The following is a 14354-nucleotide window of genomic DNA, read 5'->3' as shown; positions in this document are numbered from 1 at the left end:
AAAGGGCGGCGCCGGAACGCATTTTCAGCACCGCCCCACGGCCTACTTGAGTCTTTACTTGACCTCTGGCTCGCTGACCACATCTTCGCTGGCCAGTTCAGCCACTTCCGCGTCGGCGTCGCTGACTTGGTTGGCCGCATCGAGCGATGGCTCGGCCGCCACGCCGCCGTCGTCAGCGGCTTCGTCGTCAACGGCTTCTTCGTAGTCGAGTTCGGCATCGGCCGCCACCTCCGGCACGGCGGCAATTTCCAGCAGGCGCGCTTCGATGCTCAGGTCGACTTCATCCCAGCGCAGCAAGTCCAGTTTTACCTGGGCGCCACGCGCCACGGCTGGCATGCCTGGCAGCTTGATGACCAGCGGAATGTCGACCAGGCGCAAGATTTCGTCTTTCAGGACGACGGCGTCGACCTGGCGCGCGTTTTCCTGGCCCAGCCAGCGCAAGCACCAGTAGCGTTCCATGTTCGACTGGAAATCGCCATACGCGGCATAGGCCGCATCAAATGCGGAGACGATGGCGAACAAATTGGCGTCGCGCGGCTTGAACGGGGCCACCAGGGGCGCCGTCACGCCATGTTCGGCGCAGGCGATGATTTGCCATTGATTTACCAGGTCCGTGTAGCGGCGCAAGGGCGAAGTGCTCCAGGCGTATTGATCCACGCCCAGGCCCTGGTGTGGCGCAGCATGGGTGACCATGCGCACTTGCATCTTTGCCGCCCAGCTATTGCCACTGCCGCCGCCCTGGCTGCGGTAGATGCCCGGCACGCCATGGTCGTGCAGCATCTTGCCCCAGGTACTATTGGCAAAAATCATCAGTTCGGCGACGATCTTGTCCAGCGGCGCGCCACGCTTGCGGCGCGCCACGGTGACGATGTCGTTTTCCACATAGAAGTTGAAATCGACGCGGTTGTTCTGTTCCGGCTTCAGGCCAAACGCTTCGCGCTTCTTCATGCGGCCCTGTTCCAGCTGCTGCGCCCATTGCCACAGGATGGCGAAATCGGCCTTGTGCGGATACTCTCCCTCGCCGCTGGCCAGGGTTTCCTCGTTGACCAGGTCATCCAACTGGTTATGCCGCAAGTTGCTGGCGATCGGCACCAGCTCGGCGCGCGTCTGCGTGCTGACCACTGCCCAGTCCGCTTTCGGGTCCAGCGTGGCGTACAGCGACAGGGCCGGGCAGGTCGTGCCTTCGGCGAGAGTGAAAGCATGCACGACTTCATCGGGCAGCATGGTAATTTTGTCGCCCGGCATGTAGACGGTGGACATGCGCTGGCGCGCCATCTTGTCGATCACGTCTTCCGGGCGGATGCCCAGGCCCGGCGCGGCGATGTGGATACCCACTTTGACCGTGCCATCGGGCAGCGGCTGCACGGAGAAGGCATCGTCGATCTCGGTGGTGGTTACGTCGTCGATGGAAAAGGCGGCCACGTCGGCCAGCGGCAGCTTGGCCGTCACCGCTGGCACGGGCACGGCCGGGAAACCGGCGCCTTTGGGGAAATTTTCGAAGAGGAATTTCGACAGGTGCAAGTCTTTCGGCGAAGCAATACCGCCGGCGGCCAGCATCAGCCGCGCCGGTGTCGTGTGCAATTCCGAGCACGCCGCTTCCAGCGCCTTGTATTCAATCGTGTTCTTGTCCGGCTTGAACAGCAGTTGCAGCACCATCGCCTGCATCGAGGCGGGCAAGCGGTTCTGTTTCAGCTCTTCCACATACGCCGCTTGTACCAGCGCCTGCTGCTTTTTCTTTTCGATGCCGGCCAAGGCCGCCTTCAAGGATACTTCTGGCGCGGCCTTGTAGCGGCCACGGCCCTTCTTGTAGAAATACACGGGCGCCGAATGCAGGGCCAGGATCAGGCCGGCAGCTTCCGCTGGCAATGGTGCATGGCCGAAATATTCGGTGCCCAGTTCGGCAAAGCCGAATTCGTCTTCGCCGGCCACTTCCCACAGGAAATCGAGGTCGATCCCGGCGGCAATAGCCTTGGCTTGCTCCAGCAGCTCGGCCGGGGCCGGTTTTTCATACTGCAACAGCACATCCTTGGTCTTGACCTTGGTACGCTTGCCGCTGGCCATTTCGACCTGGTACGCTTCACCCGCTTGCGACAGGACCGTGCCGACCTTGAAATCGCCGGATTCTTCAAAAAATAGATTCATTGTTATGCTTTATTTATTAATGTGTCGGTTGCAACGGTGCGAGGTATGACACTAAGCTCAAACACCGCCGGCAAGAATACTTCTGTTACCAGCAGCAATCCATGGTGACGCTGATACAGGCAGCGCCGGGCAAAAAACAGCGACTTGGCATCAAAGCGCGCCCCTTCCAGGGCCAGCGCCGCTTGCGCCCGCTGCACCAGCGGATGGCTGGCGCGCAAACGGGCAAATTCGAGAGCACCGCGCCGCACCATGCGGTCGCCGAACAGAGTCGTGCCCAGCGAGCGCTCGCCCAGCGCGGAAAACAAAGGCCAGTCGGTGGCCGTCGCCTGCATGGGCACGACGGTATGGCCAAACACGGTCGGCCTATTATCACACCGCAACAGCACTTCGCGTTCCCAGACTCGGCCCGCGCGGTGCAAGCCGATGCTGGCCGCTTCATCGCTGAGGCAACGCACCGTTTCCTGGTGCAAACATTGCACGCGAAACGCCTGGCTGTGCGCTGTCAGCTTGGCCGTCAGCGAGCCGCCGCCCGTCAGCCAGTGGCGCAAGGCGGGTGGTGCATTGACGGCATTCACATGCGCATGCCACTGCGCCTGCCGCAGCGAACCCGGCCTCACCGGGCTGGGCCTTCCAGCGTTGCTTGCTTGATATCGATGCCGGCAAAAGCCAGCACGGGCGCAACGTAGTCGGCAAATTCGCTGATGCCGTGATCGCTGCCCTCGATAACAATCTGGCGCGCGCCTTGATAATGCGCCAGCATGTCGCGGTAGTCGAGCACTTCATCGCCAGTGGCGGCGATCAGGAAATAACGTTGCGGCTCAGTAATGTGTGGCACGGCAAACGCGCGCAATTCGTCGATGTACTCGCGCTTGAACTCGAATGGCTTGTCAGAATGAAACTCGGTGCTCACGCCAATGTGTTGCTCCAGATCAAGCAAGGGCACGATGGCCGGGTTCAGCAGCACGGCGCGGCAACCGATCTGCTCGGCCAGCCAGGTGGCGTAATAGCCGCCCAGCGAAGAGCCGATGATGGTCAACTGCGCCGGCGCCACGTTTTTCACCAGCGACAAGGCTTGCTCGATGGCCAGCTTCGGCGAAGCGGGCAATTGCGGGCACAGCCACTCTGCCTCGCGGTCCAGCGCCTGCATCTGCGCGGCCAGCAGGCGCGACTTCATCGACAGTGGCGACGAGCGCAATCCATGCAGATACAGAATCATCGGCCCAGCGCCTCCAGCAATTTCTGGTGCACGCCGCCAAAGCCGCCATTGCTCATGACCACGATCTGGTCGCCGGGACGGGCGGCAGCTGCCACGGCCGCCACCAGCACGTCGATCTCTTCATAGGCGCTGGCGATATTACCCAGTGGCGCCAGCGCATCGCCCAGGCTCCAGCCCAGCGCTTGCTGGCTGCCGAAACCGAAGACCAGGTCCGCATCCTTCAGGCTGCCCGGCAGCGCATCTTTCATGGCGCCCAGCTTCATGGTGTTCGAACGCGGCTCCAGCACGGCCAGAATGCGCCCGCTACTGCCAAGTTTCTGGCGCAAGCCGCCCACGGTGGTGGCAATGGCCGTCGGATGGTGGGCGAAATCGTCGTACACGGTAATGTTGTTGACCACGCCGCGCACTTCCATGCGGCGCTTGACGCTTTCAAACGTGGCCAGCGAGGCACACGCCTGGGCAATGGGCACGCCCACGTGGCGCGCCGCGGCAATGGCCGCCAGCGCATTGCTGCGGTTGTGCTTGCCCGTCAGGGCCCACGCCACATGGCCTTCCTGCTGGCCATTGAAATGCACGTCGAAGCTGCCATCGGCCTGCTCTTGCAGTTGCCAGTTGGCATCCTGGCCAAAGCTTTCCCTTTCGCTCCAGCAACCGCGTGCCAGCACGCGCTGCAGCGACGCTTCGTCGCCGTTGAACACCAGGCGGCCGATGCCGGGCACGGTGCGCACCAGGTGGTGGAATTGCGTCTCGATCGCGTGCAGATCGGGGAAGATGTCGGCGTGATCGTATTCCAGGTTGTTCATGACGGCGGTCTTCGCGTGGTAATGCACGAATTTGCTGCGCTTGTCGAAGAAAGCCGTGTCATATTCATCCGCTTCGATGACGAAGAAGTCCGAATCGGCGCTTTTACCGTCGATATTGCCGCTCAGGCGGGCGGAAATACCAAAGTTCATCGGCACACCGCCGATCAGGAAGCCGGGCGCGTAGCCGGCGTCTTCGAGTATCCATGCCAGCATGGCCGAGGTGGTCGTCTTGCCATGCGTGCCGGCCACGGCCAGTACCCACTTGTGGCGTAATATATGTTCGCCGATCCACTGCGGGCCGGAAACATAGGGCAGGCTGCGGTTGAGAATTTCCTCTACCAGCGGGTTGCCGCGCGACACCACATTGCCAATCACATACAAATCCGGGTTCAGCCTGGTTTGTTCCGGGTCAAAACCCTGGATCAGTTCGATTCCCTGCGATTCCAGCTGGGTGCTCATCGGAGGATAGACGTTGGCATCGCAACCGGTAACTTTATGGCCGGCTTCCTTGGCCAGGACGGCCAGGCCACCCATGAAGGTACCGCAAATGCCGAGGATATGAATATGCATGTGATCAGTGCGAAAGGTGCGCGGTGAACGCGGTTAAGTAAGTAAGACGGTGAGATAAAAAAGAGCAAGTGTGGGATTTTACCCGACGCCATGACTTTTCCCGCTTCGGAGTATCATCTCGGTCATGACGACTGATGCATTTGACGATAGCGCACTGGTGCGCCTGGAAATTGCCGCCGCTGCCGCGCGCCTGGTGGCGCAGGACGGCGCCGACTATGGCAGCGCCAAGCGCAAGGCGGCGCGGCAAGTGCTGGGGGACGCGCCCGGCCGGCCCAACGTGCTGCCCGATAACGCCATGATCGAAGAACAGCTACGGCAATACAACGCCCTGTTCCTGGCCGATAGCCAGCCAGCACGCCTGTTCCAGTTGCGCACGATTGCGCTGCAGGTGATGGAGGCGTTGCAACAATTTCATCCCCTGCTCAGCGGCCCCGTCTTAAATGGCACGGCGGGTCCGCACGACGAAATCTATTTGCAGCTGTTTGCCGAGAGCGCCAAGGAAATCCACATCTTCCTGCTGAATAAAAATGTGCTGCTGGACATGTCGGAAAGCCCACATTTCAAGGGAGCGCGTTATGATGCGGTCGAGACGGCCAGCTTCTTGTGGAAAAGCGAAGGCGTGCACGCGGCCATGTATGAACTCGACGCTATGCGCGGCGCGCTGAAAGCCAAGGCCGACGGCAAGGTGCTGCGTACCGATATCGCGGGACTGCGCAGCCTGCTCTCCGCCAGCCTGGGCAATAAGTTATCGGACAACACTGACCACTGATATAGATAAAGATATGACAAAAAAGAATTGGATCGCCTGCGCCATCGTTGCCCTGATGTTCGGCGGCATGGGCGCATATGTGGGCATGCATAAAGAAAAATCGGCACCGCTGACGACCACGATCGCGCCTGGCATGACGGGTCCCGTCAATGCACTGTATGCGCTGTCGCTGCCGGACGCGGCTGGCGCCACGCAAGCCTTGTCACAATGGAAAGGCAAGAACCTGCTGGTGAACTTCTGGGCGCCCTGGTGCCCGCCGTGCGTGGAAGAAATGCCGGAGTTATCTGAAGTGCAAGGCCACTACGCGGCGAAAAACTTGCAAGTCATCGGCATCGGCATCGATTCGGCCAGCAATATTGCCACTTTCGCCAGCAAGGTCAAGATCGCCTATCCCGTCTATGTTTCCGGCATGAGCGGTACCGACCTGTCGCGCCATTTTGGCAATGCCACGGGCGGTTTGCCCTTTACGGTGCTGATCGGTGCCGATGGCGAAGTCAAAAAGACCTATCTGGGACGCTTGAAATTTGATCAGTTGCGCGCCGATCTGGACAATTTGTAAATTCGGAGCGTGCTTTTTCTCTTGCCAATGCGTATCTTTGGCGGCAAAATGCGGAACTTTCGCTAAAACGGTCTTCCATACATGGCAAAAAACCTCCTTCTGCTCAACGGTCCCAACCTGAATTTACTGGGAACGCGCGAGCCTGAGGTCTACGGCGCCAGCACCTTGGCCGATATCGAGCAGGCAGCGATGGCGCAAGCCATGGCGGCCGGTGCCGGCCTGGTCTGCTTTCAAAGCAACCATGAAGGCGCGCTGATCGACCGCATCCATGCCGCGCGAGCGGAAGGGATCGATGCCATCGTCATCAATCCGGGCGGCCTGACCCATACCAGCGTCGCCTTGCGCGATGCGCTGGCCGGGGTCGCCATCCCGTTTGTGGAAGTCCATATCTCGAATATTTATCAACGCGAAACGTTTCGACATCACTCATTTCTCAGCGCGATCGCGCAGGGGACGATCTGCGGCCTGGGTATCGAAGGATATCGGCTTGCCATCGACTTTGTGCTTAAAAAGCGTTAATCTACGCGATCTGCACGCATTTAGCGCGGCGATAGGTTTTTGGACATCACCGCATCACTCATAAAACAAACTACATTCCTAGGGGTTTTACATGGATCTACGAAAACTCAAGACCTTGATCGACCTGGTCGCCGAATCGGATATCGCAGAGCTGGAAGTTACCGAAGGCGAAAGCAAGGTTCGCATCGTCAAATCGTCGGCCATGCCGCAAAACCAGATGGTCATGATGCAGCCGCAAGGCATGCAGGCACAATACCAGCCAGCCGCGCCAGCCGCCGCGCCGGCACCTGCCGTCGCAGAAGTTGCCGCCGAGCCAACCGGCTATGTGGTCAAGTCGCCGATGGTCGGCACCTTCTACCGCTCCTCCGCACCCGGCACCGCCGCGTACGTCGATGTGGGCTCCGTCGTCAAGGAAGGTGATACTCTGTGCATCATCGAAGCGATGAAGCTTCTGAATGAAATCGACTCGGATAAAGCCGGTGTCGTGACCCAGATCCTGGTCGAAAACGGCCAACCGGTCGAATTCGGTCAACCCTTGTTTGTGATCGGCTAAAAACCAGTCCACACGGCCGGCAACGGCCGTTTGCAGTTTTAGCCCTCACACTTGTTGTTTCGCCGGCTCGCCGGCTCTCACAGACATTCGCGAACCTACCATGTTTGAAAAAATCCTGATTGCCAACCGTGGTGAAATTGCCCTCCGTATTCAGCGCGCCTGCCGCGAAATGGGCATTAAAACGGTTGTAGTCCACTCCGAAGCCGACAAAGACGCAAAATACGTCAAGCTGGCCGATGAATCCGTTTGTATCGGGCCGGCCCAGTCGTCCCTGAGCTACCTGAACATGCCCGCCATCATCAGCGCCGCTGAAGTGACGGACGCGCAAGCGATTCATCCAGGCTACGGTTTCCTGTCGGAAAACGCCGACTTTGCCGAACGCGTCGAAAAATCGGGCTTCGTCTTCATCGGCCCGCGCTCCGAATCGATCCGTTTGATGGGCGACAAAGTGTCGGCCAAGCAAACCATGATCAAGGCCGGCGTACCCTGCGTGCCCGGCTCGGAAGGCGCCTTGCCCGACGATCCGAAAGAGATCGTGCAAATTGCCCGCAAGGTCGGCTACCCGGTCATCATCAAGGCCGCCGGTGGCGGTGGCGGACGCGGCATGCGCGTGGTGCACACGGAAGCTGCCCTGATCAACGCCGTGGCGATGACCAAGACGGAAGCCGGTACGGCTTTCGGCAACCCCGAAGTGTATATGGAGAAGTACCTGGAAAATCCGCGCCACGTGGAAATCCAGATCCTCGCCGACGAACACAAGAACGCCGTCTGGCTGGGCGAGCGCGACTGCTCCATGCAGCGCCGCCACCAGAAAGTGATCGAAGAAGCACCAGCGCCGGGCATCCCGCGCAAGCTGATCGAGAAAATTGGCGACCGTTGCGCCGAAGCCTGCCGCAAGATCGGCTACCGCGGCGCCGGCACGTTTGAATTCCTGTACGAAAACGGCGAGTTCTATTTCATTGAAATGAATACCCGCGTGCAAGTGGAGCATCCCGTCACCGAGATGATCACCGGCATTGACATCGTGCAAGAACAGATCCGCATCGCCGCTGGCGAAAAACTGCGTTTCCGCCAGCGCGACGTCCTGCTGTCGGGCCACGCCATCGAGTGCCGCATCAATGCGGAAGATCCGTTCAAGTTTACGCCATCGCCAGGCAAGATCCTCACTTGGCATACACCAGGCGGCCCGGGCATCCGCGTCGACTCGCACGCCTACGCCGGCTACTACGTGCCGCCGCACTACGACTCGATGATCGGCAAAGTGATCGCTTACGGCGCCACGCGCGAGCAAGCCATCCGCCGCATGCAGATCGCCCTGTCCGAAATGGTGGTCGAAGGCATCAGCACGAATATCGCCCTGCACCGCGAACTGATGATCGATGCGCGCTTCATCGAAGGCGGCACCAATATTCACTACCTGGAACAGAAACTGGCCGACATGCCAGACCTGGGCAAGAACCTGAATAGCGGCGGCCCCAGCATCGCCAAGAAATCCGAAATCAAGGCGGGTGCATGAGCTGGACCGAAATCGTCATCGAAATCGCCCGCGACAACGCCGAGACCATGTCCGACGCGCTGATGGAAGCGGGCGCGCTGTCGGTGTCGGTGGAAGACGCCGATGAAGGCACGGATGCCGAGCAGCCGTTGTTTGGCGAACCCGGCATGGAACCGAAGGAAGCGGCGTGGGAACGCAGCCGCGTGGTGGCGCTGACCGACGTTGACGCCGACCAGGCCGCCATCGTGGCGGCCGCCGCGCAAGCTGTCGGCATGGCAACGGTACCTGCTTTTACCATGCGTCACGTGGAAGAACAGGACTGGGTGCGCCTGACGCAGTCGCAGTTCGCCCCGATTCACATCGGCAAGAACATCTGGGTCGTGCCCAGCTGGCACGAGGCACCGGATCCAGACGGCCTGATCCTGGAGCTGGACCCGGGTCTGGCCTTCGGCACGGGCAGCCACCCGACCACGCGCCTGTGCATGGAGTGGCTGGAAGCGCATCCCGCGCCCGGCAAGAGCGTGCTCGACTACGGTTGCGGTTCTGGCATCCTGGCCATGGTGGCCAAGAAACTGGCCGCGCAAACAGTGGTCGGCGTCGATATCGACCCGCAGGCGATCGAATCGGCGCGCGACAATACCGAACGCAACCAGTGCGACATCGAATATTTCCTGCCAGATACGTTTGCCACCTCGGCATACGCCACGGCAAAGTTTGACATCGTCGTCGCCAACATCCTGTCGAGCCCATTGAAGCTGATGGCGCCGATGCTCTCGGGCCGTGTCGCTGACGGTGGCGCCCTGATCCTGTCCGGCGTGCTGGCACGCCAGGCGGAAGAAGTGGCCGCAGCCTACGCGCCATTCATCGAGCTGGGTGTCTGGGCCGAGCAAGATGGCTGGGTGGCGCTGCATGGCCGCCTGGGTGCAACGCAAGCCCCTGCGCCACGCGCGGAAGGTGCATAAGCACAGCAATGGCCCTCGCCACCAAATGCCCCCATTGCAACACGATATTTCGGGTCGCTGCTGACCAGTTGAAGTTACGTGGGGGCATCGTGCGCTGTGGCACGTGCAGGGAAGTCTTTGACGGCAATGCCGCACTGGTCGATCCAGCTGCGGCATCGCCGTTTTTAACCTCCAGCCCCGGCGCTGCCGTCCCGCAGCCCTCCCCGTACCCGGCCGAAGACTGCCTGCCGTCCGCCACGGACGACGAACCCATCTATTGCCTCGACTTCGACACCTCGTTCGATCCGTTCGGCATCCTGCCGGAAACGGCGCAGCGCAAGGAAGACGAGGACGATAGCGAACACATCGAGCTTGATCTCGACGTCGGCCTGCCCGCCGATGCAGTTGCCGACGCGCCTGTCGATATGCCTGTCGATGTGCCTGTCGAAATACCGGCCAACCGGCCCGAACCTCCGCTGCCCCAGCCGATGGCGCCGTTCAAGCGCCGCCAGGTCGATGACGCGCCCGCCTTCGCCACGTACTTGCGCGACAGCCGCCGCGAACCGAGCCTGGCAGCCGGCGTTGCGCCAGCACAGCCTGTTGCGCCTAAAATCAGCCTGGACAAGCCCGTGCCACCGGCCACCGTGCGCCAGGAACCCACTTTTTCCGACCAATCATTCGCATCGTTGCCCGCCGTAGCCATTGCGCGGGATCAAGCCGCTGGTGACGCTGAAGCCGCGCCGCTTGCCAGCCACGACGAACCGACCTTCGTGACCCAGGGCCGGCACCGCGAACAGAGCGGCAAGGCCCTGCGCGTGGCGATGGCCATCGGCTCGGTCACCCTGCTGATCCTGCTATTCGTACAAGTGATGACGACCTTCCGCAATCCGCTGGCGGCGCAGTTTCCTCAGTGGAAGCCGAGCCTGGTGGCGCTGTGCAAGCTGAGCGGCTGCCAGGTCGATTTGCCGGCCCAGATCGAGGCGCTGTCCATCGAGCAGGGCGAATTGCAAACCCTGAAGGAACAGACCTTCTCCTACGTGTCCCTGCTGCGCAACCAAAGCCGCAGCGTGCAAGCCTGGCCCAGTATCGAACTGATCCTCAATGATGCCAATGACAAGCCGGTATTGCGCCGTGTCATCGCGCCGCGCGACTACCTGCCAGCCAGCATCGACGTCAGCAAGGGGCTGGCACCGCGCTCGGAACAAACCATCAAAGTGTATTTTGCATTAGATCAACTCACGGCGTCTGGCTACCATATCGCCATCTTTTACCCTTAACAGCACACTATCATGACTAAAACATCGTTGATCTGCGGCTCGCTTGCTACCGACACCATCATGCAATTTCCCGGCCGTTTCGGCGAGTCCTTGCTGGCCGACCAGTTGCACAAAATAAACGTTTCCTTCCTCGTGCCCACCATGCGCACCGAGTTCGGCGGTTGCTCGGGCAACATCGCCTACAGCCTGAAAATGCTGGGCGGCGACCCGCGCATCGTCGGCGTCATGGGCCAGGATAGCGCCGCCTACCTGGAACGCCTGCAAAAACTGGGCATTCCCACCGCCAACATCCTGATCAAGGCCGACAGCTACAATGCGCAATGCTTCGTCACGGCCGACAGTGACAATAACCAGATCAACGCCTTTCACCCAGGCGCCATGTCGTTCGCGCATGAAAACCCGGTTGCCAATGCAGGCGCAGCCAAGGTGGCCATCATTTCGCCGGACGGCGACCTGGGCATGCTCAAGCACGCTGCCGACCTGGCCGACCTGGGCATTCCCTTCATGTTTGACCCAGGTCAACAGTTGCCACGCTTTAACGGCGAACAATTGATCGACTTCATCAACAAAGCCACGTATGTCTCCGCCAACGACTATGAAATAGAAATGTTGATGGAACGCACGGGCTTGACCCTGCCGGAGATCGCCAGCCGCCTGGAAGCGCTGATCATCACGCGCGGCGAAAAGGGTTCGGAAATTTATACGGACGGCAAGCGCATCGACATTCCTGCCGTGGCCGCCAAGGAAGTGCTGGACCCGACCGGTTGTGGCGACGCCTACCGTGCGGGCTTGCTATTCGGCATTACCAACGACCTGGGCTGGGAAACCAGCGGCCGCCTGGCCAGCCTGCTGGGCGCCATCAAGATCGCCACCCAGGGCGCGCAAAACCATGTGTTTACGCCAGCAAGCATCGCCGACCAGTTTGAAGCGGCGTTCGGCTACCGCTATTAATATGTCAACCAGGCCGGCTGGTGCGCAAGCGCCAGGCCGGCCTCTTCGTTTTACCTCACCACAAAAATCATCCCCACCAGCACTTGCGCGATCTGCAGCAAGATCAGGGCCGCCAGCAGCGACAGGTCCAGGCTGCCGATCAAAGGCACGACTTTGCGTATCGGACGCAGCAGCGGCTCGTTCAGGGCCCGGACGAACGGCGCCAGCGGCGCATGCGGGTTAACCCAGCTGAAGATGGCTTCGATGATCAGCAAGGCCATGAAACCGTAGAGTATCCATTGCAGGAAGCGTTGCAGCGACTTGAGCAGCACCGCCTCGAAGGGATAGCCGGAAATCAACAAGACCATACTGGCCAGCAAGACGATTAGGAAGGCGCCGATCAGGCTGGCCCAGTCATACCCGCCCACGCCAGGTACCACGCGGCGCAAGGGGCGCACCAGCCAGTCGGACAATTGAAAGGTGAATTGCGCCACGGACGATGGCGGGCGTACGCGTACCGCCTGCATCCAGAAACGCAGCAGCAAGACCCCGCCCAGCAATGTGGCAATGGTATCAACGATCAATGTAAGGATAACGATCAGCACGACAAATTCTCCAAAAAAAAACCGCTGTGTGATTGAGTCACACAGCGGCGTGTTGCCTCATCCAGGCATCCGTATCGTGGGAATTACGATGGGCGGGTGCTGGTTGGGAATGGCCAGGCTGCGGCCGGTGCCAACACGGTTTTTGCTACAGGTGCGATAGGTGCCGATGGCTTGGCAACAGCGGCCTTCTTCGGGGCGGCCTTTTTAGGCGCGGCCTTCTTGGCGGCCACGGCGGCTGGTGCCGCTGGCGCTGCGGCTATCGGTGCTGCTGCCACGGCTGGCTTGGCGGCAGGTTTCGCTGCTGCTTTAGCTGCTGGCTTGGCTGCAGGTTTCGCTGCAACCTTGGCCGCTGGCTTGGCCGCTACTTTCGCTGCTGGCTTGGCCGCTACTTTCGCTGCTGGCTTGGCTGCAGCTTTTGCTGCTGGCTTCGCTGCTGCCTTGGCGACCGGTTTGGCTGCTGGTTTCGCGACGGTTTTTTTCGCTGCCGGCTTGGCCGCAGGCTTCGCTACCGCTTTGGCGGCAGGCTTGGCTGCGGCTTTCGCTGCTGGCTTAGCCGCTGCTTTGGCTGCTGGCTTGGCTACCGCCTTGGCGACAACTTTTTTCGCCGCTGGCTTGGCGACTGCCTTTGCTGCTGGCTTCGCTGCTACCTTGGCCGCAGGCTTGGCTGCAGCTTTTGCTGCTGGCTTCGCTGCTGTCTTGGCTACCGCCTTGGCGACGATTTTTTTCGCCGCTGGCTTGGCTGCCGCTTTGGCGACAGGCTTAACTGCTGCCTTGGCTGCAGGTTTCGCTGCGGCTTTTTTCACCGCTGGCTTGGCTGCTGCCTTGGCGGCAGGTTTCGCTGCAGCTTTAGCCACTGGCTTGGCAACGGCTTTTTTCGCCGCTGGCTTGGCTGCCGCCTTGGCGACAGGTTTCGCTGCAACTTTCGCTGCTGGCTTGGCTGCCGGTTTTGCTGCGGCCTTGACCGCTGGTTTCGCTGCTGCTTTCGCTACTGGTTTTGCTGCCACTTTTGCTGCAGGCTTGGCTGCGGCTTTGGCGACTGGTTTTGCGGCTGGTTTTGCTGCGGCTTTGGCAGCTGGTTTAGCGGCAACCGTCTTCGCTGCGGCTGCCGGCTTCTTCGCGGCAGGAGCAGCCTTGGCGGCTGGTTTCTTTACTTCTGATTTCTTAGCGGCTGTTGCCATTTGTCTCTCCTTCATCTGAGATGAGAAATTTAAGCTACAAGATTTAAACCCGTCCGACCCACCACAGGGATAGGCCAGGCGAATTATTCATCGGCACAAACGGTCGTTTGCGCTAATGAATTCGGCACCAGCTGAACTGCTGCAACTCCTCACGTTTGCAGCACTTCAGCCATCGTCGGTGCCACCCTGCTTTATCTCGCAGCTGGTGGCAAAGTCTGAATTCGGTCATTCGTTTTCGATGCCGTGCGTTTTTTCGCTCCTCGCATCGCGCTCGCCACAACACCGATACGTCAAATAAAAAACCGCCATGCCTGAAAAAATTCGGGCACGGCGGCAGACGAAAACGGTGTGGTTTTGTGCATATCCGTGTAAATCTGTATCCCTGTTTTGCGAGGTTTTTTCGTTACCGCGCAGGTTAAAAAACCCCGCATTCTAACGCTCGCATTTGCAATCTCATAAAGTACACGAAAACCTTGTCAATGCGCAACCGGCACGACGCGTTTTCGCAGGCTTTTTTGCATGATACGCGTGCTATCGCACAATCACACGGCAAATGCCGCGGCAAGCGCATCCGGAAACGATTTTTTCCACCTGCAATGGCGCCGTTCATGACAGCCGAAAAACCTGGCGTGGACCTCGTCGCATCGCTCGATTAGGTACGCTTTTTCCGCCGCGCAGGTGACCAGCGCAAGCTTGCCGATAGCGCTTTTTGCGCGTCCTGCGGCAGCGGTACTTTTCGCCCCGGATCGCCGCTGGCGCGGCAGCGGGAACATGCGCGCGTCATCCAGGCATTCAAA

The 14354-nt window shown here is 60.3% G+C and carries 15 protein-coding genes; 8 read left to right on the top strand and 7 right to left on the bottom strand.

Annotation, left to right across the window (positions count from 1 at the left end):
- Nucleotides 1-54 precede the first annotated feature (54 nt).
- Genes ACQ4W6_RS07000 through mpl form a run of 4 tightly spaced genes read right to left on the bottom strand, consistent with a single transcriptional unit; the run spans nt 55 to nt 4695 of the window.
- Nucleotides 55-2142 (bottom strand): ribonuclease catalytic domain-containing protein, encoded by a 2088-nt coding sequence (locus ACQ4W6_RS07000; protein WP_436566457.1) that lies wholly within the window; start codon nt 2140-2142, stop codon nt 55-57.
- A 2-nt stretch (nt 2143-2144) separates the two neighbouring features.
- Nucleotides 2145-2759 (bottom strand): chorismate--pyruvate lyase family protein, encoded by a 615-nt coding sequence (locus tag ACQ4W6_RS06995; RefSeq protein ID WP_436566456.1) that lies wholly within the window; start codon nt 2757-2759, stop codon nt 2145-2147.
- Nucleotides 2756-3358 (bottom strand): YqiA/YcfP family alpha/beta fold hydrolase, encoded by a 603-nt coding sequence (locus tag ACQ4W6_RS06990; protein WP_436566455.1) that lies wholly within the window; start codon nt 3356-3358, stop codon nt 2756-2758. The genes ACQ4W6_RS06995 and ACQ4W6_RS06990 overlap by 4 nt, the downstream gene beginning before the upstream one ends.
- The gene (gene mpl / locus ACQ4W6_RS06985) at nt 3355-4695 is read right to left on the bottom strand and encodes a UDP-N-acetylmuramate:L-alanyl-gamma-D-glutamyl-meso-diaminopimelate ligase (protein ID WP_436566585.1); all 1341 of its coding nucleotides are present in this window, start codon (nt 4693-4695) and stop codon (nt 3355-3357) included. The genes ACQ4W6_RS06990 and mpl overlap by 4 nt, the downstream gene beginning before the upstream one ends.
- 160 nt (nt 4696-4855) lie before the next feature.
- On the opposite strand from mpl, the gene ACQ4W6_RS06980 reads away from it, so the two are divergent.
- The 8 genes from ACQ4W6_RS06980 (at nt 4856) to ACQ4W6_RS06945 (ending at nt 11795) form a co-directional block, all read left to right on the top strand.
- On the top strand, nt 4856-5500 hold the full coding sequence (locus ACQ4W6_RS06980; protein WP_436566454.1) for a hypothetical protein: 645 nt from the start codon (nt 4856-4858) through the stop codon (nt 5498-5500).
- Between the two features lie 13 nt (nt 5501-5513).
- Nucleotides 5514-6059, top strand: a complete 546-nt coding sequence (locus ACQ4W6_RS06975; RefSeq protein ID WP_436566453.1) for a TlpA family protein disulfide reductase — start codon at nt 5514-5516, stop codon at nt 6057-6059.
- A gap of 81 nt (nt 6060-6140) precedes the next feature.
- On the top strand, nt 6141-6578 hold the full coding sequence (gene aroQ, locus ACQ4W6_RS06970; protein WP_436566452.1) for a type II 3-dehydroquinate dehydratase: 438 nt from the start codon (nt 6141-6143) through the stop codon (nt 6576-6578).
- Between the two features lie 91 nt (nt 6579-6669).
- Nucleotides 6670-7131: an acetyl-CoA carboxylase biotin carboxyl carrier protein gene (gene accB, locus ACQ4W6_RS06965; RefSeq protein WP_436566451.1), complete on the top strand. Its 462-nt coding sequence runs from the start codon at nt 6670-6672 to the stop codon at nt 7129-7131.
- A gap of 100 nt (nt 7132-7231) precedes the next feature.
- On the top strand, nt 7232-8647 hold the full coding sequence (accC, locus tag ACQ4W6_RS06960; protein WP_436566450.1) for an acetyl-CoA carboxylase biotin carboxylase subunit: 1416 nt from the start codon (nt 7232-7234) through the stop codon (nt 8645-8647).
- On the top strand, nt 8644-9588 hold the full coding sequence (gene prmA / locus ACQ4W6_RS06955; RefSeq protein WP_436566449.1) for a 50S ribosomal protein L11 methyltransferase: 945 nt from the start codon (nt 8644-8646) through the stop codon (nt 9586-9588). The genes accC and prmA overlap by 4 nt, the downstream gene beginning before the upstream one ends.
- An 8-nt stretch (nt 9589-9596) precedes the next feature.
- Nucleotides 9597-10844 (top strand): DUF3426 domain-containing protein, encoded by a 1248-nt coding sequence (locus ACQ4W6_RS06950; RefSeq protein ID WP_436566448.1) that lies wholly within the window; start codon nt 9597-9599, stop codon nt 10842-10844.
- 12 nt (nt 10845-10856) lie between these two features.
- A complete protein-coding gene (locus tag ACQ4W6_RS06945; protein ID WP_436566447.1) occupies nt 10857-11795 on the top strand; it encodes a carbohydrate kinase family protein in 939 nt (312 codons plus the stop codon).
- 50 nt (nt 11796-11845) lie between these two features.
- Here the strand turns inward: ACQ4W6_RS06945 and ACQ4W6_RS06940 are convergent, their stop codons facing one another.
- The 3 genes from ACQ4W6_RS06940 to ACQ4W6_RS06930 form a co-directional block, all read right to left on the bottom strand.
- Nucleotides 11846-12379 (bottom strand): YggT family protein, encoded by a 534-nt coding sequence (locus ACQ4W6_RS06940; protein WP_436566446.1) that lies wholly within the window; start codon nt 12377-12379, stop codon nt 11846-11848.
- An 83-nt stretch (nt 12380-12462) separates the two neighbouring features.
- Nucleotides 12463-13557: a transcriptional regulator gene (locus ACQ4W6_RS06935; RefSeq protein WP_436566445.1), complete on the bottom strand. Its 1095-nt coding sequence runs from the start codon at nt 13555-13557 to the stop codon at nt 12463-12465.
- Between the two features lie 542 nt (nt 13558-14099).
- Complete coding sequence (locus ACQ4W6_RS06930; RefSeq protein WP_436566444.1) at nt 14100-14330, bottom strand: hypothetical protein; 231 nt, start codon at nt 14328-14330, stop codon at nt 14100-14102.
- Nucleotides 14331-14354: the final 24 nt, after the last annotated feature.

Origin of the sequence: Janthinobacterium woesei (genome assembly GCF_051380875.1) — a bacterium.
In the GTDB taxonomy this organism is placed as follows: Bacteria; Pseudomonadota; Gammaproteobacteria; order Burkholderiales; family Burkholderiaceae_D; genus Janthinobacterium.
Note: the sequence above shows the minus strand (reverse complement) of the source record. Positions and strands in the feature narration are given on the sequence as shown.

Coding starts and splice junctions, on each gene's coding strand:
- aroQ (WP_436566452.1), top strand. CDS start 6,141: ATGGCAAAAAACCTCCTTCTGCTCAACGGTCCCAACCTGAATTTACTG.
- accC (WP_436566450.1), top strand. CDS start 7,232: ATGTTTGAAAAAATCCTGATTGCCAACCGTGGTGAAATTGCCCTCCGT.
- ACQ4W6_RS06930 (WP_436566444.1), bottom strand. CDS start 14,330: ATGTTCCCGCTGCCGCGCCAGCGGCGATCCGGGGCGAAAAGTACCGCT.
- accB (WP_436566451.1), top strand. CDS start 6,670: ATGGATCTACGAAAACTCAAGACCTTGATCGACCTGGTCGCCGAATCG.
- ACQ4W6_RS06950 (WP_436566448.1), top strand. CDS start 9,597: ATGGCCCTCGCCACCAAATGCCCCCATTGCAACACGATATTTCGGGTC.
- ACQ4W6_RS06945 (WP_436566447.1), top strand. CDS start 10,857: ATGACTAAAACATCGTTGATCTGCGGCTCGCTTGCTACCGACACCATC.
- ACQ4W6_RS07000 (WP_436566457.1), bottom strand. CDS start 2,142: ATGAATCTATTTTTTGAAGAATCCGGCGATTTCAAGGTCGGCACGGTC.
- prmA (WP_436566449.1), top strand. CDS start 8,644: ATGAGCTGGACCGAAATCGTCATCGAAATCGCCCGCGACAACGCCGAG.
- ACQ4W6_RS06975 (WP_436566453.1), top strand. CDS start 5,514: ATGACAAAAAAGAATTGGATCGCCTGCGCCATCGTTGCCCTGATGTTC.
- mpl (WP_436566585.1), bottom strand. CDS start 4,695: ATGGGTGGCCTGGCCGTCCTGGCCAAGGAAGCCGGCCATAAAGTTACC.
- ACQ4W6_RS06935 (WP_436566445.1), bottom strand. CDS start 13,557: ATGGCAACAGCCGCTAAGAAATCAGAAGTAAAGAAACCAGCCGCCAAG.
- ACQ4W6_RS06990 (WP_436566455.1), bottom strand. CDS start 3,358: ATGATTCTGTATCTGCATGGATTGCGCTCGTCGCCACTGTCGATGAAG.
- ACQ4W6_RS06980 (WP_436566454.1), top strand. CDS start 4,856: ATGACGACTGATGCATTTGACGATAGCGCACTGGTGCGCCTGGAAATT.